15 protein-coding genes, 6 tRNA genes and 1 rRNA gene (1 of these 22 running past the window's edge) are annotated in these 20,882 nt (G+C 53.0%); 19 read left to right on the top strand and 3 right to left on the bottom strand.

The window, feature by feature from the left end; all coding sequences use genetic code 11:
• The 8 genes from H7F31_RS26345 to pdaA form a co-directional block, all read left to right on the top strand.
• Nucleotides 1-2,336: ribosomal RNA gene (locus H7F31_RS26345) — 23S ribosomal RNA — on the top strand (it extends 597 nt beyond the left edge of the window).
• A 90-nt stretch (nucleotides 2,337-2,426) separates the two neighbouring features.
• Nucleotides 2,427-2,502 (top strand) — tRNA-Asn (locus tag H7F31_RS26340).
• A 6-nt stretch (nucleotides 2,503-2,508) separates the two neighbouring features.
• Nucleotides 2,509-2,596: transfer RNA gene (locus H7F31_RS26335), tRNA-Ser, on the top strand.
• Between the two features lie 24 nt (nucleotides 2,597-2,620).
• A tRNA-Glu gene (locus H7F31_RS26330) sits at nucleotides 2,621-2,695 on the top strand.
• 6 nt (nucleotides 2,696-2,701) lie between these two features.
• A tRNA-Thr gene (locus H7F31_RS26325) sits at nucleotides 2,702-2,777 on the top strand.
• A gap of 7 nt (nucleotides 2,778-2,784) precedes the next feature.
• A tRNA-Gly gene (locus H7F31_RS26320) sits at nucleotides 2,785-2,859 on the top strand.
• Nucleotides 2,860-2,868: 9 nt separating this feature from the next.
• A tRNA-Pro gene (locus H7F31_RS26315) sits at nucleotides 2,869-2,945 on the top strand.
• 152 nt (nucleotides 2,946-3,097) lie between these two features.
• Nucleotides 3,098-3,919 carry a delta-lactam-biosynthetic de-N-acetylase gene (gene pdaA / locus H7F31_RS26310; protein ID WP_397373117.1) on the top strand — a complete coding sequence of 274 codons (822 nt, stop codon included), beginning with the start codon at nucleotides 3,098-3,100 and terminating at the stop codon, nucleotides 3,917-3,919.
• A gap of 103 nt (nucleotides 3,920-4,022) precedes the next feature.
• On the opposite strand, the gene yhbH is transcribed toward pdaA, so the two are convergent.
• A complete protein-coding gene (gene yhbH, locus H7F31_RS26305; protein WP_187101216.1) occupies nucleotides 4,023-5,177 on the bottom strand; it encodes a sporulation protein YhbH in 1,155 nt (384 codons plus the stop codon).
• Nucleotides 5,178-5,480: 303 nt separating this feature from the next.
• Between yhbH and H7F31_RS26300 the strand changes: the two genes are divergently transcribed.
• The gene (locus tag H7F31_RS26300) at nucleotides 5,481-6,659 is read left to right on the top strand and encodes an exonuclease SbcCD subunit D (RefSeq protein WP_187101215.1); all 1,179 of its coding nucleotides are present in this window, start codon (nucleotides 5,481-5,483) and stop codon (nucleotides 6,657-6,659) included.
• Nucleotides 6,656-9,778 (top strand): AAA family ATPase, encoded by a 3,123-nt coding sequence (locus H7F31_RS26295; protein ID WP_187101214.1) that lies wholly within the window; start codon nucleotides 6,656-6,658, stop codon nucleotides 9,776-9,778. Before H7F31_RS26300 ends, H7F31_RS26295 begins: the two co-directional genes overlap by 4 nt.
• 55 nt (nucleotides 9,779-9,833) lie before the next feature.
• Here the strand turns inward: H7F31_RS26295 and H7F31_RS26290 are convergent, their stop codons facing one another.
• Nucleotides 9,834-10,388, bottom strand: a complete 555-nt coding sequence (locus H7F31_RS26290) for a hypothetical protein (RefSeq protein WP_187101213.1) — start codon at nucleotides 10,386-10,388, stop codon at nucleotides 9,834-9,836.
• Nucleotides 10,389-10,453: 65 nt separating this feature from the next.
• On the opposite strand from H7F31_RS26290, the gene H7F31_RS26285 reads away from it, so the two are divergent.
• Both H7F31_RS26285 and H7F31_RS26280 read left to right on the top strand, forming a co-directional pair.
• Entirely contained in the window at nucleotides 10,454-10,840 is a 387-nt protein-coding gene (locus tag H7F31_RS26285; RefSeq protein ID WP_087571511.1) for a DUF423 domain-containing protein, read from the top strand.
• Nucleotides 10,841-10,980: 140 nt separating this feature from the next.
• Nucleotides 10,981-12,879 carry a putative bifunctional diguanylate cyclase/phosphodiesterase gene (locus H7F31_RS26280; RefSeq protein ID WP_261800142.1) on the top strand — a complete coding sequence of 633 codons (1,899 nt, stop codon included), beginning with the start codon at nucleotides 10,981-10,983 and terminating at the stop codon, nucleotides 12,877-12,879.
• 507 nt (nucleotides 12,880-13,386) lie between these two features.
• Here the strand turns inward: H7F31_RS26280 and H7F31_RS26275 are convergent.
• The gene (locus H7F31_RS26275; protein ID WP_187101212.1) at nucleotides 13,387-13,863 is read right to left on the bottom strand and encodes a hypothetical protein; all 477 of its coding nucleotides are present in this window, start codon (nucleotides 13,861-13,863) and stop codon (nucleotides 13,387-13,389) included.
• A 169-nt stretch (nucleotides 13,864-14,032) separates the two neighbouring features.
• Between H7F31_RS26275 and H7F31_RS26270 the strand changes: the two genes are divergently transcribed.
• From H7F31_RS26270 to sufB, 7 genes are all read left to right on the top strand, one after another.
• Nucleotides 14,033-14,338, top strand: coding sequence for a YunC family protein (locus H7F31_RS26270; protein WP_087571514.1), 306 nt, complete (start codon nucleotides 14,033-14,035; stop codon nucleotides 14,336-14,338).
• A 308-nt stretch (nucleotides 14,339-14,646) separates the two neighbouring features.
• Nucleotides 14,647-15,228 (top strand): DUF1802 family protein, encoded by a 582-nt coding sequence (locus H7F31_RS26265; RefSeq protein WP_187101211.1) that lies wholly within the window; start codon nucleotides 14,647-14,649, stop codon nucleotides 15,226-15,228.
• A 269-nt stretch (nucleotides 15,229-15,497) separates the two neighbouring features.
• Nucleotides 15,498-16,277 (top strand): Fe-S cluster assembly ATPase SufC, encoded by a 780-nt coding sequence (gene sufC / locus H7F31_RS26260; RefSeq protein WP_087571515.1) that lies wholly within the window; start codon nucleotides 15,498-15,500, stop codon nucleotides 16,275-16,277.
• A 22-nt stretch (nucleotides 16,278-16,299) separates the two neighbouring features.
• Complete coding sequence (gene sufD, locus H7F31_RS26255; RefSeq protein ID WP_187101210.1) at nucleotides 16,300-17,607, top strand: Fe-S cluster assembly protein SufD; 1,308 nt, start codon at nucleotides 16,300-16,302, stop codon at nucleotides 17,605-17,607.
• A complete protein-coding gene (locus tag H7F31_RS26250; protein ID WP_187101209.1) occupies nucleotides 17,604-18,830 on the top strand; it encodes a cysteine desulfurase in 1,227 nt (408 codons plus the stop codon). Before sufD ends, H7F31_RS26250 begins: the two co-directional genes overlap by 4 nt.
• The gene (gene sufU, locus H7F31_RS26245; RefSeq protein WP_087571518.1) at nucleotides 18,817-19,239 is read left to right on the top strand and encodes a Fe-S cluster assembly sulfur transfer protein SufU; all 423 of its coding nucleotides are present in this window, start codon (nucleotides 18,817-18,819) and stop codon (nucleotides 19,237-19,239) included. The genes H7F31_RS26250 and sufU overlap by 14 nt, the downstream gene beginning before the upstream one ends.
• A gap of 218 nt (nucleotides 19,240-19,457) precedes the next feature.
• Nucleotides 19,458-20,855 (top strand): Fe-S cluster assembly protein SufB, encoded by a 1,398-nt coding sequence (gene sufB / locus H7F31_RS26240; RefSeq protein ID WP_087571519.1) that lies wholly within the window; start codon nucleotides 19,458-19,460, stop codon nucleotides 20,853-20,855.
• Nucleotides 20,856-20,882: the final 27 nt, after the last annotated feature.

The following is a 20,882-nucleotide window of genomic DNA, read 5'->3' as shown; positions in this document are numbered from 1 at the left end:
GGTGATGGCGTGCCTTTTGTAGAATGAACCGGCGAGTTACGATTACGTGCAAGGTTAAGGTGGAAAGCCGGAGCCGCAGCGAAAGCGAGTCTGAATAGGGCGTCTTGAGTACGTGGTCGTAGACCCGAAACCGTGTGATCTACCCCTGTCCAGGGTGAAGGTGCGGTAACACGCACTGGAGGCCCGAACCCACGCACGTTGAAAAGTGCGGGGATGAGGTGGGGGTAGCGGAGAAATTCCAATCGAACTCGGAGATAGCTGGTTCTCCCCGAAATAGCTTTAGGGCTAGCCTCGGTTATGAGTGTCGTGGAGGTAGAGCACTGATTGGGTGCGGGGCCCGCCAAGGGTTACCAAGTCTAGTCAAACTCCGAATGCCATTGACATGCTTACCGGGAGTCAGACAGTGAGTGCTAAGATCCATTGTCAAGAGGGAAACAGCCCAGATCATCAGCTAAGGTCCCCAAGTGTGTGTTAAGTGGGAAAGGATGTGGAGTTGCACAGACAACCAGGATGTTGGCTTAGAAGCAGCCACCATTTAAAGAGTGCGTAATAGCTCACTGGTCGAGTGACTCTGCGCCGAAAATGTAACGGGGCTAAACACACCACCGAAGCTATGACATTGCAGCTTGCTGCATTGGGTAGGGGAGCGTTGAATACGGATTGAAGTTGGACCGTGAGGACTGGTGGACTGTATTCAAGTGAGAATGCCGGTATGAGTAACGAAAAGACAAGTGAGAATCTTGTCCGCCGAAAGCCTAAGGGTTCCTGAGGAAGGCTCGTCCACTCAGGGTAAGTCGGGACCTAACGCGAGGCCGAAAGGCGTAGTGGAAGGACAACAGGTTGAAATTCCTGTACCACCGTAAGCCGTTATGAGCAATGGGGTGACACAGAAGGGCAGTGACGCGGACTGATGGAATAGTCCGTCCAAGCAGTGAGGCTAGTCGGTAGGCAAATCCGCCGACTATTAGGCTGGGCTGTGATGGGGAGCGAAAATTGCAGTAGCGAAGGTCATGTACTCCGGCTGTCAAGAAAAGCCTCTAGCCAGGTGATGGTGCCCGTACCGCAAACCGACACAGGTAGGCGAGCAGAGCATGCTAAGGCGCGCGGAAGAACTCTCGTTAAGGAACTCGGCAAAATGACCCCGTAACTTCGGGAGAAGGGGTGCCTCGGTAGGGTGAATAGCCCGAGGGGGCCGCAGTGAAAAGGCCCAATCGACTGTTTAGCAAAAACACAGGTCTGTGCGAAGCCGTAAGGCGAAGTATACGGGCTGACGCCTGCCCGGTGCTGGAAGGTTAAGGGGAGCGGTTAGGGGCAACCCGAAGCTGTGAACCGAAGCCCCAGTAAACGGCGGCCGTAACTATAACGGTCCTAAGGTAGCGAAATTCCTTGTCAGGTAAATTCTGACCCGCACGAATGGCGTAACGAATTGGGCGCTGTCTCAACGAGAGATCCGGTGAAATTTTAATACCTGTGAAGATGCAGGTTACCCGCGACAAGACGGAAAGACCCCATGGAGCTTTACTGCAGCTTGATATTGGACTTTGGTACGATCTGTACAGGATAGGTGGGAGCCTTTGAAGCCGGAGCGCCAGCTTCGGTGGAGGCGCCGTTGGGATACCACCCTGATCGTATCGGAGTTCTAACCTGGTACCGTGAATCCGGTACGGGGACCGTGTCAGGCGGGCAGTTTGACTGGGGCGGTCGCCTCCTAAAATGTAACGGAGGCGCCCAAAGGTTCCCTCAGAATGGTTGGAAATCATTCGAAGAGTGCAAAGGCATAAGGGAGCTTGACTGCGAGACCTACAAGTCGAGCAGGGACGAAAGTCGGGCTTAGTGATCCGGTGGTACCGAATGGAAGGGCCATCGCTCAACGGATAAAAGCTACCCTGGGGATAACAGGCTTATCTCCCCCAAGAGTCCACATCGACGGGGAGGTTTGGCACCTCGATGTCGGCTCATCGCATCCTGGGGCTGAAGTAGGTCCCAAGGGTTGGGCTGTTCGCCCATTAAAGCGGTACGCGAGCTGGGTTCAGAACGTCGTGAGACAGTTCGGTCCCTATCTGTCGCGGGCGTAGGAAATTTGAGAGGAGCTGTCCTTAGTACGAGAGGACCGGGATGGACGTACCGCTGGTGTACCAGTTGTTCCGCCAGGAGCACCGCTGGGTAGCCAAGTACGGACGGGATAAGCGCTGAAAGCATCTAAGCGTGAAGCCCCCCTCAAGATGAGATTTCCCAGTATGTAAGACCCCTTGAAGACGACGAGGTTGATAGGTTCGGGGTGGAAGCACAGCAATGTGTGGAGCTGACGAATACTAATCGGTCGAGGGCTTATCCTAATCGCTTACTTGGTCATACAGCCGGTAAGCAAGCTAAAGATTCAGCACACTTTCGTATCCAGTTTTCAATGTGCAAACATTGAAACATATTCCCTGATAGCTCAGTTGGTAGAGCACTCGACTGTTAATCGAGTTGTCACAGGTTCGAGTCCTGTTCGGGGAGCCATTTCCTGGAGAAGTACCCAAGTGGCTCAAGGGGACCCTCTGCTAAGGGGTTAGACTGCGTAAGTGGTGCGAGGGTTCGAATCCCTCCTTCTCCGTAGCTTTTGCTACATAATTTGTATGGCCCGTTGGTCAAGGGGTTAAGACACCTCCCTTTCACGGAGGTAACAGGGGTTCGAATCCCCTACGGGTCACCATATTGTGCCGTTGTAGCTCAACTGGTAGAGCAACTGACTTGTAATCAGTAGGTTGGGGGTTCAAGTCCTCTCGACGGCACCAGCTTTTTGCGGAAGTGGCTCAGCGGTAGAGCATCGCCTTGCCAAGGCGAGGGTCGCGGGTTCGATTCCCGTCTTCCGCTCCATTCGTTTCACGGGATGTAGCTCAGCTTGGTAGAGCACCTGGTTTGGGACCAGGGGGTCGCATGTTCAAATCGTGTCATCCCGACCATTTGCGAACATATTAAATGAACTTATAACGAATACTGACGCTGCATAACGGCGTCAGTATTTTTTTGTTGTAATCAGAAAGCCCTGTCCGGGGGAAGCTATTTACAGAGAATGCTGTCAGAAAATCGTTACAGAGAGGAGTGTGCATTCGCATTGACTAAATGGATAGTTCAGACGGTCCTTATCGTATTAGGGCTGGGGCTGGCGGTTTGGCCAGTCGGCGGGAATAGGATTGACGCATCGCCGGGCGCGTATCACTTCGGTTTCAAAAAAAGCGTTAACGGCTCGCTGCCGTCGATTGATGAGGAGGGATTTAAGCCGGTTTTATCGAAAAACGGCGCGCTTTTCCTCGGGGACACGACAAAGAAGGAGTTGTTTCTAACCTTCGATAACGGTTACGAGAACGGTTATACGCCTCGAATATTAGACGTGCTCAAGCAAAAAAACGTGCCTGCGTTATTTTTTGTAACGGGGCATTTTGTAAAGGATCAGCCGGAACTGCTTAAACGTATGGCTGCGGATGGGCATCTCATCGGCAATCATTCCTGGAGCCATCCGGATATGACGCAGTTATCGGAGAGTCAGATCGCCTCCGAGCTGGCGAAAGTGAAAGAACAGGTTGAAGGGCTCACTGGCCAGCAAAGCATGACCTTCCTTAGACCGCCGAGAGGCATCTTTAACGATCATGTACTCGCCGTCAGCAAACGTCATGGTTACACGAGCGTATTCTGGTCGATCGCCTACAAGGATTGGGATGTCAATGCGCAGCGAGGCGGAGCGTACGCGTTCGAGCAGGTAACCAAGCAGCTTCATCCCGGGGCCATCCTATTGTTGCATTCCGTGTCGAAGGATAATGCCGAAGCTCTTGGCAACATAATTGACGAGGCCAGGAGGCAAGGTTACGAATTTAAGGGGCTTGACGGCCAAACAGGGCTTAATCCCTCACCAATTAATGAGTTCTTGCCAACCGAATGAGTTGAATAAAAAGAGCATTCCAAGCTTATTGGCCTGAAATGCTCTTTTTTATCCCGCAGATTACACTTAAAATGATGATAAAGTGCAATGGGCTTGTCACGATTTAGTTATGAACCATTTTTTTTGAAAAGAAAGTAGTCAACGCTTTATAAACCTCGCCTTTCTCCTTAATGATCGAGTACATAAACTTCTTATCTTGAATGTGCTTATATGCCGACATCAACGTGCTGCTCCGATTGTATTGATTAACCTCGCCGTACCCGAACATATTGCACCGCCCCATGAGCTGAGAAATCAACTTGACGCATCGTTCGTTGTCCGAAGTTAAATTGTCGCCATCCGAGAAATGGAAAGGATAAATGTTCCACGCTGCGGTCGGATACCTGCTATCGATGACTTCAAGGGCTTTCTGGTACGCGGAGGAGCAGATCGTGCCGCCGCTTTCGCCGCGAGTAAAAAATTCTTCTTCCGACACTTCCTTGGCTTCCGTATGGTGAGCGATGTAGATGATTTCGACATGTTCGTATTTGCGACGAAGGAAACGGGTCATCCAGAAGAAAAAGCTGCGCGCGCAATACTTTTCGAACGAGCCCATGCTTCCTGACGTGTCCATGAGCGCAAGAATGACGGCGTTGGACTGCGGCTTGACGATTTCCGTCCACGTTTTGTAACGGAGGTCGTCCGGCGAGATGCCGCCGATTCCGGATATGCCCGCATTTGCGTTGCGACGAAGATTCTCCATCAGCGTACGCTTTTTATCGATATTGGACATAATTCCTTTCTTACGGATGTCGGTAAAAACGATCTCCCTGGTCTGCAGTTGTTCCTTCTGCTTTTGCTCCAGATTCGGCAGCTCGAGTTCCTCGAACAGCATATCCTCCAATTGGTCGATGCTGATCTCCGTATCGACGAGATCTTCGCCAGGTTGATCTCCGGCGTCTTTTCCTTTGCCAGGCCCTTTGGCGGCCTGCGGATCTACGCCAAGAACGTCGCCAACCTGCGAATCCCCGTCGCCTTGTCCGACGTGCTGCTTTTTGTTGTAGTTATAGATAAAACGTGACTCGTCGAGACTTTTGATGGGGACTTTGACGGTCTTGCGGCCATCGGACAAGACGATGCTTTCGTCGGAGACAAGATCAGGGAGGTTTTTGCGAATCGCTTCCTGCACCTTCTGCTGATGCCTCGCTTGATCCGAGTAGCCTTTGCGATGGAGCGACCAATCCTCCCGCGATACGATAAAAAGCGGTTCCGAAGCCATTTTATCACCTCTGAGTCCTATAGTTATTTATGCCACTCCCACGGAGCCCGACCAATCTTCCCTCGGCTCGCGGATAACATGCCGCCTTCCGCCTCCACTGGTCTCATGTCGGAGCACCTCCTTGCTGATTACATGGTTAATATTCAATATATTCAATCCGCGGGTGGTTATGTGAAGGAAATTAGTCCAAATCTAGCAAAAAGTATTGACTGAGAGCATGATGGCTAGCAGATGCCGCGAGTGATAGAATAATAGGAAGAGCTTGTGCAGGAGCGCGGGGCAAACCGTGCAGGGGGAGGTACTATGAAATTGTTTCACACGGCGGACTGGCACTTAGGCAAGCTGGTTCATGGCGTCTATATGACCGAGGATCAGCGATATGTGCTAAATCAATTTATTGAGGATATTCGAAGGGATAAGCCGGATGCCGTCATTATCGCGGGGGATCTGTACGATCGAGGCGTGCCGCCTACGGAAGCCGTCGAGCTGCTGGATGACGTGCTGGAAACGATCGTGGCGGAGCTAGGCGTGCCCGTGCTTGCCATTGCGGGCAATCACGACAGCCCGGACCGGCTTAGCTTCGGAACGGCTCTTATGGAAGGGCGCGGCTTGCACCTTACGGGGCAGCTTAGGTCTCAGCCCAAACCGGTCGTGTTGCGGGACGAATTCGGCGAGGTGCACTTCCATCTGGTTCCGTATGCCGATCCCGCAATCGTCCGGCATGTGCTGGGAGAGGAAGACATTCGAAGCCATAACGACGCCATGCGGGCGATCACAACAAGGCTGACCGAGGGGATGAGCCCGGATGTCAGACATGTGCTTGTGGGACATGCCTTCGTTACGCCGCTTGGAGAAGCTGCGGACAACACCAGCGATTCCGAGCGTCCTCTGGCGATTGGGGGAGCGGAATATGTCAGCGCAAGCATGTTCGACCGCTTTCATTATACGGCTTTAGGCCATTTGCATCAGGCGCACTTCGTCAGAAGCGAGAAGATCCGTTATGCAGGTTCGCCGCTGAAGTATTCGATCTCCGAGGAGCGTCATAACAAAGGTTATCTGGTCGTAGAGCTCGACGAGGCCGGCAAGGCCGCGATAGAGAAGCGAGAGCTGAAGCCGCTGCGAGATATGCGCAGAGTCGAGGCGTCGATAGAGGAACTTGAGAAACATCCCGTTAACGATGATTACGTGTACGTGACGCTGCTGAACGACAATCCCGTGCTGTTCCCCATGGAGAAGGTGCGGGCCGTCTATCCAAACGCGATGCATGTGGAGCGAAGAATCGCCATGGCGAATACAGTCGCTGGTACTTCAGGGATTTCTTCGGAGGCGGATGGCTCCGTCAGTCGCAAGGAGAGAGATCCCGTGCAATTGTTCGCGGACTTTTATATGGAAGTTAAAGGGCAGGAGCTGACGCGGGAGAAACGGTCCATGTTCTCCGCCGAATACGAAGCCCTTCTACGCGAGGAGGAGGGATTGACGTGAGGCCGCTTAAGCTGACGATGACCGCGTTCGGTCCATACCGGGATGCAGAGACAGTCGACTTCGCAGAGCTTGGCGAACGCAGATTGTTTGTCATCTCCGGCAATACCGGTGCGGGCAAGACGACGATATTTGATGCCATCACCTTCGCGATTTACGGCACCGCGAGCGGTGAGGACCGCGCCGATCCGCGGATGCTGCGCAGTCACTTCGCGGATGACGAGACGCATACGTCGGTGGAGCTCGATTTTCAGTCCGGGGGCAGATGTTACCGCGTATTCCGCCAGATGAAGCATCGCAAGGGCGGCAACAGAAGCGAGACCGGCGAGAAGACGGAGCTATACGTAGTGGAGGGGGAGACGGCGGTTCCGGCGGTGGACCGGTTCATCACAACGGAGGTGAACGCGAGACTTCTTGCCGTTATCGGCTTGACGAAGGAGCAGTTCAGCCAGATTGTTATGCTCCCGCAAGGGGAATTCCGCAAGCTGCTTACTTCCGATACGGATAATAAAGAGGATATCCTTCGCCGCATATTCCGGACAGAGCTGTTCGAGAGACTGGAGGGCCGGTTCCAGGCGCGTTACCGAGAACTATCGGATGAACTGAAAGATGCCCGGGCGACGACCGCCGCCGTCATGCGTCAGGCGGAGGAAGCGTTGCCGCAGCGCGAGGACAGTCCGTTGGCAGCCACCTTTCGGCAGGAAAACTACAATGCCGTACAGGTGAGGGAGGCCTTGCAAGGGGAAGCAGCACATTATGAGGATACAGCAGCCGCAGCAGGACGTCGCAAAGTAGAGACGGCATCGGCGCTGGATGCGCTGCAGGATTCGCTGCGATCGCGGCTGTCGCTGAATGCGAAGCACGAGGAGCTAGCGGCTAAGCGTACGCAACGCCAGACTCTGGCTGCGAGGCAAGGTGAGATCGAGGGGCTGGAACGAGAGCTTGCGCTTGCAGCAAGAGCAGACGGGCTAACCCCTTATGCGGAACAAGCCGCCAATGCGACGAAGCTTCTGAAGCTCCGTTACGAAGGCTTGCGTCTGAGAAGCGAGCAGCTTGCCGCTGCGGAAAGCGAGCAGTTGCTAGCTGCTGCAAGCCATGATGCCGAAGCTAATAAGGAGCCGCAACGCAGAGAGATCGAGCTGGAGCTTCATCGTCTATCGGAGCTGACGAGCGTTGTGGAGTCTTTAGCCGCGCAACGAGAATCATTGGCTGAGCTAAAGCGCCGGGAGTTGGACTCGCAGAGCAAACTGGCTGCAGCGGCTCAGTCTATAGCCGCAAGCAAGCAGTTGCGGCAGCGTACGGCGCTGGAGCAGCAGGAATGCGAAGCGGCAGCTGCGGCGCTGCCCGAGAAAGCGGAGGCGCTTGCCGGGCTGGAGCGACAAGGCAAAGGCGTCAAGAAGCTGCTGGAGCTAAGTGCCGAGATCGGACGCTGGATGGAGCTGGAGCGAGAAGGCGAGCGGGCGCTTTCCGCGGCCGAGTCGGGAGTATCCGAGCTGGAGCGGCGCTGGATTGAGGGTCAAGCCGGCTTGCTGGCGAAACATCTGCATGATGGCGACGCTTGTCCGGTGTGCGGCAGCGTAACGCATCCTCAAAAGGCGGGTATGCATGAGGAGATGCCTTCGAAGGAGGAGCTTGAAGGGGCGAAGGAGACTCTTGCGGCCGTACAGCGAGAGCTGATGACGTCCAAAGCGCAGGCCGCCGCAGCTGCCGGCAACTGGCAAGCGGAATTAGACGAGCTGGCCGAGCTTCTGCCCCCACTCCCGCCTGAGGAGCAGAACGGTCAGCGGATCGAAAAGCTGCGGTTGCTTCAAGGCGAGCTGAGACAAGCCTGGAAGTCATGCAAGGAAGAGTTGGATGCGCTGAAGGAAAAGTCCGGGCGGCTAGAGTCGCTTCGTTCTGCAATTTCCAAATCCGACAAGGAGCTGGAGACGCTGGAGCGGGAGCTGGACAGGCTTCGTGCCGAAACGCAGAGCCTAGCTCTGGAAAACGCGGGGAAAGAGACGGCATACGCGAAGGAGCTGGAGCGTGTGCCGGAGCAATGGCGGGAGACGAATGCGCTGCGGACAAGGCAGGCGGAGCGTAAGAGTTTGCTAGCCGAGCTGAATCGCTCCTGGCAGGTTGCCCAGCAGCGCCTTCAGGCAGCCGCAGCGAATCTGGCAGCGGCTAAGGCCCATGCGGAGCAAGCGGCGGAGCAAGCGGCGGAAGCGGAGAAGTCCGAGAAGGAGTCTCGACAGCGCCTGCATTCGGAGCTGGCCAAAGCGGGCTTCCTCTCGGCGGAGGATTACGCGGGTGCCGTGCGTAATCAAGCGGAGCAGGAACATCTGAAGCAGGAGACGGAACGTTACCGCACTGCGGTGCTCGCCGCCGCGGAGGCGGTCGCCGCTCTGGAGGCCGAGTTGTCCGGCACCGAGTGGCTGTCCCCTGAAGACCTGCAGGGAGCAATTTTGACAACGCGCGGGAAACACGAAGAGCTGCTCGGCGAGGAGCAGTCTTCCTTGCGGTTCGCCGCCGAGGCCGCCAGACTGGCGGCATCCGTGGATCGTGCCGCTCGTCAAGCAGGGGAGCTGGAGGAGAAGCTGGAGCGCGTCCTGGATATTTACGGTTTGATGAAGGGCGATAACAGCCTTAAGATGTCGTTTGAGAGATATATTTTGATAGAATATCTGGAACAGATCGTAGCGATGGCCAACGTGCGGCTGCATGAGCTGTCGGGCGGGCAATTCCAGCTTCAACGCAGCGACAGGCTGGAGACGAGAGGAAAGCAGAGCGGCCTGGGACTTGATGTATACGATGCGTACACCGGCCAGAACAGAGATGTGAAGTCGCTGTCGGGCGGCGAGAAGTTTAATGCTTCCTTGTGCCTCGCTCTGGGGATGACGGATGTCATACAATCTCACCAAGGCGGCGTCTCAATCGACATGATGCTGATAGACGAAGGTTTCGGCTCCCTCGACGAGGAGTCTCTTCACAAAGCGATTGCCGCTCTGGTCGATCTGCAGAAGGCGGGCCGGATGATCGGCGTAATCTCACATGTCCAAGAGCTAAAGGAAGCTTTCCCGGCGTGTCTGGAAGTAAACAAGACCAAGGAAGGCTACAGCACAACTTCGTTTCTGCTCAAATGAGAAAACCCCCGCTTCGTCACTAATATGACGAAGCGGGGGTGGTGAAACTGCACTACTAAACGGAACCCATGCCAAGGGCGAGTGTAGCAATAAACAAACCGATGGTGCCGACCACGAAAAGGCCGTTTAGCACAAGACCGATGATGCCGAACGTCTTCTTTCGCTTTCTGGATGCCGCACTGACGATGCCAAGGATGAGCCCGACGAAAGCGAGGGCGAGCGATCCCAACATCAGCACTCCGGCGAACAGAAAGGTCGCGATGAATTCGCCGAAAATTTCGGAATCCATCAAGGCGTTGCCGAGTTCGGTTTCTTGACCGGGACCGTAAAGGTTTGCGAAGTTTTCTAATTCCGTAAGCAGACTCTGATCCTCGGCAAGGCCTCTGGCCCCGACTACCGCTATGATGATGGCGATCACGACCAGCAAAACCGCGACGAGCGCCAGGACGAAGGAAGCGATGCCGATGCCGGAATGTTTATGAATTCCGGTGTCCGGTTCCAAGGGCTGAAACGGGGACCCGAATGGCTGCGTGTGCGGTTGCGAATGGTCATGTTCCCGATATTGATTGTTATCGAATGGCCTGTTCTCAGATTGATTGTTGTCTGTCATAGTGGATTCTCCTTTGGACAATGATGCCAAAAATTATACAGGAAAATGGAAGGGATGAAAACAAAATGTTTCCAGCTTATTTTGTAATCGGAGCTGTCAATGCGGCTCTGGCCATCGCGTTAGGCGCTTTTGGCGCGCATGGATTGGAAGGAAAAATAACGGAGCACTATATTGACATATTCGAGACCGGAGTCAAATACCATATGTACGGAGCGCTCGGTTTAATGCTTGTTGCTCTTATGGATAAGATTGCGGGCGGAGGCAAAAAGGCAGTCATTGGAGCAAGGCTCTTGCTCGCAGGCATGCTGATCTTCGGCGTCAGTCTTTATGTTCTTGCCTTGACCGGTTACTCCAAGCTCGGCATGATAACGCCAATCGGCGGCGTTGCCATGTTGGCTGGCTGGGGCTTTGTCATTGCAGGCGTCCTTAATCAACATCGAAAGAGCAAATAACGTGTTTTGATTCGCCCCTTTTCGAGCGAAAACGGCAAATCTTTTAGTGCTATAGCAAATATTTCTATGCCAACGCCCCCAATTCGTTTATAATAAACCTAGCTATCGCTTGACTCGACATTGAGGAAGGAAGTTTGTGTGTGGCGAAAGATACGGAAGATTTGCCTTCAGCACGAAATCAGCGAAGCCCGCTGTCCTTGAACGAGCTAATGAACCTTGGCGTGATCGGATTAACGGCCATGTCCGCGGTTTGGATTGTAGTTTCATTTGTCTTGATCTCGGACATGATGTTAAGATGGATATCCTTGACGGTATCGGCCGCGCTCCTTGTAACGGCCGCCGTCTTATGGCTGCGTCGTCATCCGCTAAGCAGCTTTAGACGCTATCACTCAGCCATCGTAGATACATTGCTGCGTTCGGAGGCTGTCCCCTTGTCCGTGCTCGATCGCTCCGGCCGCGTGCTGGAGTTAAATGAAGCGGCCGGACGCATGCTCGGCTATCAGCGTTCGGAGATGATCGGAGAGCCGCTGATGCGAATGATTGATCCCGCAAGCAGAGCACTTCTTAAGGAAAGTCTGGAGCGATCGCTGCAAGGCCAGACCGTGCAGAACAACATTAGTATTACCCACCGAACAGGTTTTCCACTCGAAATGCAAGTGATTTGCGCTCCCATGATACAGGATCACGAAGTCATCGGCACGCTGATGATCAGCCATGATCTTAGCGATCGGAAACGCAATGTGGAACGAATTAGATATATGGCCTATTATGACGATATGACAGGACTGCCGAATCGCACCTTGTTCCAGATGAAGCTGACGGAGAGCTTGTCGAGAGCCAAGGAAGACGAGAAGCTGGTTGGCATCTGTTATCTTGATCTGGATGGCTTCAAGCTCGTAAATGCTTCCTTCGGAAGGGAATTTGGCGACATGCTGTTGATGCAGGTGGCGGAACGCATCTCGCGCAATTTACCTGAACATATGATGGTTGCGCGAATGGAAGGCGATGAATTCGCTCTTCTTCTTCATACGGTCGATTCCGAAGAAAAGTTGCTGGAGTTTGCCCGGCAGCTCCTTAAGTCGATAGAGGAGCCATACGAGCTTAAAGGTTTCCCCGTTCATATAACCGCCAGCATCGGTCTTGTTACGAACAGGAACGAGCAGGACGACGGTTATACCCTCTTCAAGAAAGCCGATATGGCTCTATTTAAAGCAAAAGAAAACGGCAAAAACGATTGTATGTTATATTCGGACAGCTGGAGCAACTCCTCCTTCGAGCGGCTGAAGCTTCAACATGAGATGTACCGGGCCATACAACGCCATGAGTTCGTGCTTCATTACCAGCCGCAGTATGATCTAAAGAGCGGAATTATGGTAGGTGTCGAGGCTTTGGTCAGGTGGAATCATCCTGTTCGCGGACTGCTGGCTCCCGGAGCTTTCATTCCATTGGCAGAAGAGAGCGGCATGATCGTTCAGATCGGAGACTGGGTGCTGGAGGAGGCATGCAGGCAGAACAAGGAGTGGCAGGATGCAGGTCTCGCTAAGATTCCGGTATCCGTTAATCTCTCCATCAGGCAGTTCCTGCAGCATGACCTGGCAAGCCGCATTGCGGAAGTTCTGGAGACTACCGGTCTGGAGCCGAAGTATCTTGATCTGGAAATTACGGAGTCCATGACGATCGATGTTAGTCATATTACGCGATGCTTGCTGGAGATTACGAATCTTGGCGTCGGTATTAGCGTAGATGATTTCGGAACGGGATATAGTTCCTTCCACTATCTCAAAAACTTCCCGATCGACAGGCTCAAGATCGATCGTTCTTTCGTAAGAGATATTCAACAGGATCCTAGCGACGCGGAGATCGTGGCGGCTATCATCGCGATGGCACATAATCTTAACATCCAGGTCATTGCCGAAGGCGTCGAGACGGTGGAGCAGATGGAGTTCCTGAAGAAACATAGATGCGACGAAATGCAGGGATTCTTCTGCAGTCCTCCCGTCAGCAGCGACAATATTGAACAAATGTTAAAGGCCGGCTGATAGAGCTGGTCGGCGATAAAACGGCGGCGTCCACCAGGGACGCCGCCGTTTTGCTTGTTGTTTAGGAAATTATGAAATTTCCAGCTTTGTGAACAAAAGGTTGAGAAATCTAACAGACACCAGCGACGTTATTTGTCCGATTTTTAACGTCAAACAAATCTAACGGACAGAACAAACACTATTGGGTCGTAATGGAGCCAATTTGTACGAGTGTGTTGTTGGATTTTCGGAAACCTAAAAAATCGAAGAATAACGTCATTTATGAGGCTGTCGATTCATTGTGGACGGCAGCGCAGTTAAGTATAGGTTGATCGTAACAGACACCAAAGTCGCTATTTCGCAAAAATGGGGCCTGTTCAAATCGTAACGGACACAGACGACCTTACTTACGTCAAAACCGCATAGAATGGGCGGAAATGAACCAAATAGTGTCATCTGAGTCAGTTAGGCAACAGTGAGCGACTGGACATATTGGATATTAAATCACATTCAAGGGTATTTGCGTTTTCATTCGATGAAATCCTCGATTTCGTTCAGTCTAAAGGTGTAAACCTGCTTCTCGTCCACATGATAGACGGTGATCAAATGCTCTCCTTCGTCCATATTGATAATTCGGCAAGGTATGCTGAGCTTGATGCCCAGTCCCCGGTTGACGATTAGCCGGATAAGCTTGTTGCTCTTCATGAAAGCGCGTATAGGGGCGAAGCCGTCGCTCGGAACAGAATCCGCTTTGGCAGAAGTCTCGGACTTCGCTTGCTGAGGTACGATCGGTATAGGTTCAGGCACGGCGCCTTCGATGGTCCTCTCGTCGATGAGTTCGCCTAGGCGAATACCTGAAGTAATCCGATAGTCATCGAACTCCGCGCCGTTAAGTCCGGCAATCAGCTTCTCCAGCGCTTGAGCGTGATGACGATCCTCGATCATAATATCAACTTGAAATACAAAGGATGAAAGCTTTGTTCCGGGCGGCTTCCGTTTCATCATGTAGTGCCTCCGTATCATAAAGATGGAATAGCTATAATATATCATTAATTCGCTTGGTCAAGTAGACCTATTCCGCATTCGTCCATACTGAGTCCGAACTCCCGCATATACTGTGAATCAATACGATTCTGCGCATAAGATCCGCGCATCCGAAGGAGGTGGATTTCATATGATGAGGATGGTCCCATTCGTACTGGATGGCGGAGAAACCGTTCTCGGTGTCGAAGTGAAGTTGCCGAAGACGACGCTCCTATCCATCTCGACGGATAAAGGGTATATCATGTGCGGGGCGCTTGACGTAACGCTATTGAACGAGAAGCTCGCGGACAGGGAGATCGTTGCAGGGCGAGCAGTCGGTGTCCGCACATTGGAAGAGCTGTTAAACGCTCCGTTGGAATCGGTTACCTATACGGCAGAGGCTATGGGAATCGTAGCCGGCATGAAGGGCAGCGATGCGCTGAGACGGATGATGTAACACATAAAAACCCAAACATCGAGTCCGTGCAAGGAGTTGCGGCACGGTGTTTGGGGTTGTGTTTGGTGTTCGTCCGCATGTTCTTCCCATAACGCGCGGAACTTCGTTTCGAATCCGTTACAGACGTCAATAATAGTGGACAGCATGTAAAATCGTTTTGAACAACCACTCTTAGTATAATGGATTAGCTTTCGCCATGGAATACCTTGCTTCTTTCCAGATTGACATCCGGCGCCGTTTTTTTCACAATAGAAGGATATGTCCAATGCGGACGATGGAGACGGAGATGCAAGGAGGTACATATTAAGATGGATGAGCAAAAAAGGCAAATGATCGCTCTGAAGGAATGGGCGGTGTCGGTCAAAGCGCTGCGCGAAGGCAAACAGATCCTTGTGCTTCGCAAAGGGGGGATTATCGAGGAGACGCGAGACTTCCAGCTCCTCAGCCACAGCTTCTATCTCATGCCGGCGTACGAGCATCAGCGCAAGGAGCTGCTTAAGCATCCTTATCAGGACGGGATGGACGAGACGCTCGAGGAATGGTCGCCTGGCATGGAAAGGGTCAAGCTGGACACGTACGCGGAAGTGACGGACGACATCGAAATTATGGATCAGGAAACGCTGGACAAGCTGAGGGACTTCCATATTTGGACGGATACGTTCGCCGAGGAGAGGTTGAAGTGGAAGCGCAAGAAGCCGCTTCATCTTTTATTAATGAAGATATACAAGCTTGACGAGCCGGTATATGCGCCTATGAGAGAGGTTTATAACGGCTGCAAGTCATGGGTAAGGCTGGAAGACAGCCTGCCGGAGCCAGCAATGAAGCCCGTTCTAACCGCAGACATGTACGCAGAAGAACGCGAACGGATACGAACGCTCATTGATTTATAACTAAAACTATATTAAAATGATTATTGAGAATCATTGAGAATCATTTCTTTCAGTTCGTGTTCAAAAAGTTCGGTTATCAGTACCGAGAAGATTGGATGAAGCTAGGACCTGAGGAGCGGAGCGTAGTGGAAGCTACGTGAGCACCGGAAGGTACGGTTGAATTCGATATTCGACGTCGAGTACGCTTCCAGGATGACTTCGTAATGAGAAGCGGACTTTTTGAACAACTTCTTTAAGAAGTAAACCAACCTTTGGAGGGATAGCATACAATGGCAACACAATTTGTCATCGACGGTCTGAAGGCCGAAATCGAAGGAAAAGAAATTTTAAAAGGCATCAATCTTGAAATCAAAGGCGGAGAAATTCACGCCATCATGGGACCAAACGGCACCGGCAAAAGTACGCTGGCTTCCGCGCTGATGGGTCATCCCAAATACGAAGTAACGGAAGGCAGCGCAACGCTTGACGGCGAAGACCTGCTGGAGATGGAAGTTGACGAGCGCGCGCGCGCCGGTCTATTCCTTGCCATGCAATACCCTAGCGAAATTCCTGGCGTGACGAATTCCGACTTCCTTCGCAGCGCGATTAACGCACGCCGTGAAGAAGGCAGTGAAATTTCCTTGATCAAATTTATCCGCCAGATGGAAGGCAAGATGAAAGAGCTCGAGATGAACCCGGAGTTCGCGCATCGTTACCTTAACGAAGGTTTCTCCGGCGGCGAGAAGAAACGTAACGAAATTTTGCAGATGATGCTGCTGGATCCGAAGATCGTCGTGCTTGACGAGATCGACTCCGGTCTCGACATCGATGCTCTTCGCATCGTAGCGAACGGCGTAAACGCGATGCGCAACGAAGATCGCGGCTTCCTGATCATTACGCACTATCAACGTTTGCTGAACTATATTACACCTGACTTCGTTCACGTTATGATGCAAGGCCGCATCGTGAAATCCGGCGGTCCTGAGCTGGCTCAGCGCTTGGAAAACGAAGGTTACGACTGGGTGAAGGAAGAACTGGGCATCGTAGACGAAACTGTAGGCCAGGCTTAATCGGAGAAGGAGGTTAATGGCAATGAGTACACAACTAACGACTCCGACCGACCGCGGTTCCGCGGAAGCTCTGGCACGGAGCAAGGGCGAGCCGGAATGGCTCGTAGCGCTGCGCGGCGAAGCTGCCGAACTGGCTGGAACGATTGAGTGGCCGAAGCCCGAGAAGGTGCGCATCGAGCGCTGGAACCTGACGGCTGTCGGAAGTTATGCAGCTTCCACGCCTGCCGGGTCGCTGACCGAGCTTCCTTCGGTCGTACAGGAACTTGTCTCGGAAGGTACGGAGAATCTGATTGTACAACGCAATTCCGGCACGGCTTGGAGACAACTATCGGCCGAGCTGGCAGCTAAAGGCGTTATTTTTACCGATCTGGAGACGGCATGCAAGGAACATAGCGAACTCGTGCAGCCACATCTTTTCCAGGCCGTGAAGAAGGACGAGGACAAGTTGACGGCGCTGAACGCGGCGCTGTGGAACGGCGGCGTATTCGTATACGTGCCGAAAAATGTGGAAGTGGAGCTTCCGCTCCAATCGATTCTGTTCAATGACAATGCGGACGCAACGTTTGCTCCTCGTATTCTGATCGTGGCCGACTCCAACAGTCGTGTCACTTACGTCGACTGTGTTGTAACCGACAATACGGCGGTATCGTCGCCATTTGTACATCCTTCCATCGTGGAAGTGTTCGTGAAGCCGGGCGCGCTCGTTCGCTTTGGATCCGTACATTCCATGGGCGAGAGCGGAGTCGACATGACTTTGCGCCGCGCAGTCGTAGAGAATGATGGACGCGTCGAGTGGATTATCGGCGATCTCAACGATGGCAACACGTTGTCCGACACGAAGTCGATCATGAAGGGCCAAGGTTCTACATCCGACGTAAAAGTCATCAGCGTTGGCAAAAACGCGCAACAGATGAGCCTTACGACGCAGGCGGTTCACTTCGGCAAGAGCTCGGACAGCAACATGATCACCCGCGCCGTTATGAAGGATTCGGCTTCCGCGATCATCAACGGCATTACGAAGATCGAACATGGGGCGACGAAGGCGAACGGCGTTCAGACGGAGAAGGTGCTTATGCTGAGCTCAAAAGCGCGCGGCGATGCCAATCCGATTCTTTTGATCGACGAGGATGATGTAACGGCGGGCCACGCGGCCAGCGTCGGCCAAGTCAATCCGGAGCAGGTGTACTACCTGATGTCGCGCGGCATTAGCAAATCCGATGCGGAGCGCCTGATTATTCATGGTTTCCTCGCGCCGGTCGTATCGGAGATTTCCGTAGAAGCGGTACGCACTCAACTTCAGCGCCTGCTCGAAAGGAAGCTAGAGGGATGAATATAAATGCGGTGCGGGAGCAGTTCCCGATATTGCATCAAGAGGTAAACGGGCATCCGCTCGTTTACCTGGATAGCGCGGCGTCTTCGCAGAAGCCGCGTTCCGTCATTGATGCGATGAAAAGGTACTATGAGCTGGATAACGCGAATGTTCACCGCGGCGTGCATACGCTGGGCTCCCGCGCGACCGACGCGTATGAAGGAGCACGCGCGAAAGTTGCGGCGTTCCTGAACGCGGAGACTCCCGAGCAAATTATTTTCACCCGGGGGACAACAACGGCGTTGAACTTGGTCGCTACGGGGTATGCGAGGGCGGTATGCAAGGAAGGCGACGAAATCGTCATTACGCCGATGGAGCATCACAGCAACTTGATTCCATGGCAGCAAGCCGCCAAAGCGACGGGAGCTACGTTAAAGTACATTCCGTTGCAGCCTGACGGCACGATCTTGCTGCAGGATGCAGAAGAAGTCATTACGCCGAATACGAAGGTCGTTGCGATGACGTATGTGTCCAACGTGCTTGGCGTCGTGAACCCTATCAAGGAAGTGGCGGAGATTGCCCATCGCAACGGCGCCGTCATGGTCGTAGACGGAGCGCAGAGCACCCCGCACAAGAAAGTGGATGTGCAGGAGCTTGGCGCAGACTTCTACGCGTTCTCCGGTCACAAGATGTGCGGCCCTACGGGCATCGGAGCTTTGTACGGCAAAAAGTCGATGCTAAATAACATGGAGCCGATCGAATACGGCGGCGAGATGATCGACTTCGTGGATCTGTACGAATCGACGTGGAAGGAGATTCCTTATCGGTTCGAAGGAGGCACGCCGATCATTGCCGGCGCGGTAGGCCTTGGAGCCGCGATCGATTTCCTGGAGAGCGTCGGCATGGATGAGATCGACCGTCATGAGCGCAAGCTTGCGGCATATGCTTACGATAAGCTGTCGGAGATCGACGGAATCGAGATTTACGGACCTAAGAGCGGGCGCGTAGGTCTCATTACGTTTAATCTGGACGATGTGCATCCGCATGACGTCGCGACGGTGCTGGATGCCAAGGGCATTGCAATCCGTGCTGGCCATCACTGCTGCCAGCCGCTCATGCGTTGGCTAAATGTGTCGGCAACCGCCAGAGCAAGCTTTTATCTTTACAATACCGAAGAGGACATCGATGCTTTGGTTCGTGGTCTCATCGAGACAAAGGAGTTCTTCGGCCATGCAATTGGATGATTTGTACCGCAGAGTCATAATGGATCATTATAAAAATCCTCGAAACCGCGGCACGATGAACGACGACGCCGTCACGATCAACCTGAACAACCCGACTTGCGGAGATCGTATATCGCTGCAGCTCGTCGTTGAAGACGGCAAGGTAACGGACGCGAAGTTCACGGGCGAGGGCTGTTCCATCAGCATGAGCTCCGCTTCCATGATGACGGAGGCCGTCAAAGGCCAGACGTTCGAAGCGGCGCTTGAGATGGCAGAGCGTTTCTCTTCCTTGATGAAGGGCGAGTCGGTGGAATTCGAGGAGCTTGAAGATATCGAAGCGTTGTCGGGCGTCAATAAATTCCCGGCCCGCATCAAATGCGCAACGCTGGCATGGAACGCCCTCCGCAAGGGCATCGAATCCCGTAATTAAGATTTGGAAATCAAGTAATACAATCGAAGCTCAAAATGGCCGGTTTTCAGCACCGAGAAGATTGGACGAAACTAGTGAGTGAAGAGCGGAGCATAGCAGCGCTATGTGAGCATCTGAAGGAACGGTTGAGTTAAAGGTTCGACGTCGAGTAAGCTGCGAAGGAATACATCGTGATCAAAAGCGGTCATTTTGAGCTACCTTTAAAGGAGTGATTGAGAATGGCAAAGTCAATGCCGGAAATGGAAGAATATAAATATGGATTCCGTGATGAGCATAAAGCGATTTTCCAATCGGGCAAAGGGCTGACGCCCGAGATCGTCCGCACGATCTCCGAGATGAAAAACGAGCCGGAATGGATGCTGGAATTCCGTCTGAAATCGCTGGAGCAATTCTACAAAATGCCGATGCCTCGCTGGGGCGGCAATCTGGACGATCTGGACTTCAACGACATTCAATATTACGTGAAACCGTCCGAGAAACAAGGCAAGACTTGGGAGGAAGTTCCTCAGGAAATTAAGGAAACCTTCGACAAACTGGGCATTCCCGAAGCGGAGCAGAAGTTTCTGGCGGGTGTATCCGCTCAGTACGAGTCGGAAGTTGTTTACCACAGCATGCAGGAGGATCTGGAGAAGCAAGGCGTTATCTTTACGGATACGGATACGGCGCTTCGCGAATATCCAGAGCTTATGAAGGAATATTTCGGAACGATCATTCCTCCGAACGACAACAAATTCGCGGCTCTAAACAGCGCGGTTTGGTCCGGCGGTTCGTTTATCTACGTGCCGAAGGGCGTGCAATGCGAAATTCCGCTGCAAGCTTACTTCCGCATCAACTCCGAGAACATGGGCCAATTCGAGCGGACGCTCATCATCGCGGACGAAGGCAGCTCCGTGCACTACGTTGAGGGCTGTACAGCTCCAATATACAGCACGAACTCGCTGCACAGCGCCGTGGTTGAGATTCTCTGCAAAAAGGATTCCCGCGTTCGTTACACGACGATTCAGAACTGGGCGCCGAACATCTACAACCTGGTTACGAAACGCGCCGTCGCTGACGAGAACGCGCAGATGGAATGGATTGACGGCAACATCGGTTCCAAGCTGACGATGAAATACCCGGCTGTCGTGCTTCGCGGCCGCGGCGCGAAAGGCATGGTATTGTCCATCGCCGTAGCGGGCAAAGGCCAGCATCAGGATGCCGGCGCTAAGATGACTCATTTGGCACCGGACACCAGCTCCACGATTGTGTCCAAGTCGATCAGCAAACACGGCGGCAAAGTGACATACCGCGGCCTGGCTTCCTTCGGACGCAATTCCGACGGCGCGAAAGCGAACATCAAATGCGATACGCTCATTCTCGATAACGAGTCGACGTCCGACACGATTCCATACAATGAAATCTTGAACGACAACATCACGCTTGAGCATGAGGCAACGGTATCCAAAGTGTCCGAGGATCAGCTCTTCTACCTGATGAGCCGTGGTCTGTCCGAGGACGAAGCAACTCAAATGATCGTTATGGGCTTTATCGAGCCGTTTACGAAAGAGCTGCCGATGGAATACGCGGTCGAGATGAACCGTTTGATCAAGTTCGAAATGGAAGGCAGTATCGGGTAATTAGACTAAAATATAAGAACCCCTCGG

Source organism: Paenibacillus sp. PAMC21692, assembly GCF_014303795.1.
Classification (GTDB): domain Bacteria; phylum Bacillota; class Bacilli; order Paenibacillales; family Paenibacillaceae; genus Pristimantibacillus; species Pristimantibacillus agaridevorans.
This window is presented reverse-complemented; position numbering and strand designations above follow the sequence as displayed.

Excerpts from the sequence above, each read along its gene's own strand:
- yhbH (WP_187101216.1), bottom strand. The coding sequence starts at position 5,177 with ATGGCTTCGGAACCGCTTTTTATCGTATCGCGGGAGGATTGGTCGCTC.
- H7F31_RS26300 (WP_187101215.1), top strand. The coding sequence starts at position 5,481 with ATGAAATTGTTTCACACGGCGGACTGGCACTTAGGCAAGCTGGTTCAT.
- H7F31_RS26290 (WP_187101213.1), bottom strand. The coding sequence starts at position 10,388 with ATGACAGACAACAATCAATCTGAGAACAGGCCATTCGATAACAATCAA.
- H7F31_RS26285 (WP_087571511.1), top strand. The coding sequence starts at position 10,454 with ATGTTTCCAGCTTATTTTGTAATCGGAGCTGTCAATGCGGCTCTGGCC.
- H7F31_RS26275 (WP_187101212.1), bottom strand. The coding sequence starts at position 13,863 with ATGATGAAACGGAAGCCGCCCGGAACAAAGCTTTCATCCTTTGTATTT.
- H7F31_RS26270 (WP_087571514.1), top strand. The coding sequence starts at position 14,033 with ATGATGAGGATGGTCCCATTCGTACTGGATGGCGGAGAAACCGTTCTC.
- H7F31_RS26265 (WP_187101211.1), top strand. The coding sequence starts at position 14,647 with ATGGATGAGCAAAAAAGGCAAATGATCGCTCTGAAGGAATGGGCGGTG.
- sufC (WP_087571515.1), top strand. The coding sequence starts at position 15,498 with ATGGCAACACAATTTGTCATCGACGGTCTGAAGGCCGAAATCGAAGGA.
- sufD (WP_187101210.1), top strand. The coding sequence starts at position 16,300 with ATGAGTACACAACTAACGACTCCGACCGACCGCGGTTCCGCGGAAGCT.
- H7F31_RS26250 (WP_187101209.1), top strand. The coding sequence starts at position 17,604 with ATGAATATAAATGCGGTGCGGGAGCAGTTCCCGATATTGCATCAAGAG.
- sufU (WP_087571518.1), top strand. The coding sequence starts at position 18,817 with ATGCAATTGGATGATTTGTACCGCAGAGTCATAATGGATCATTATAAA.
- sufB (WP_087571519.1), top strand. The coding sequence starts at position 19,458 with ATGGCAAAGTCAATGCCGGAAATGGAAGAATATAAATATGGATTCCGT.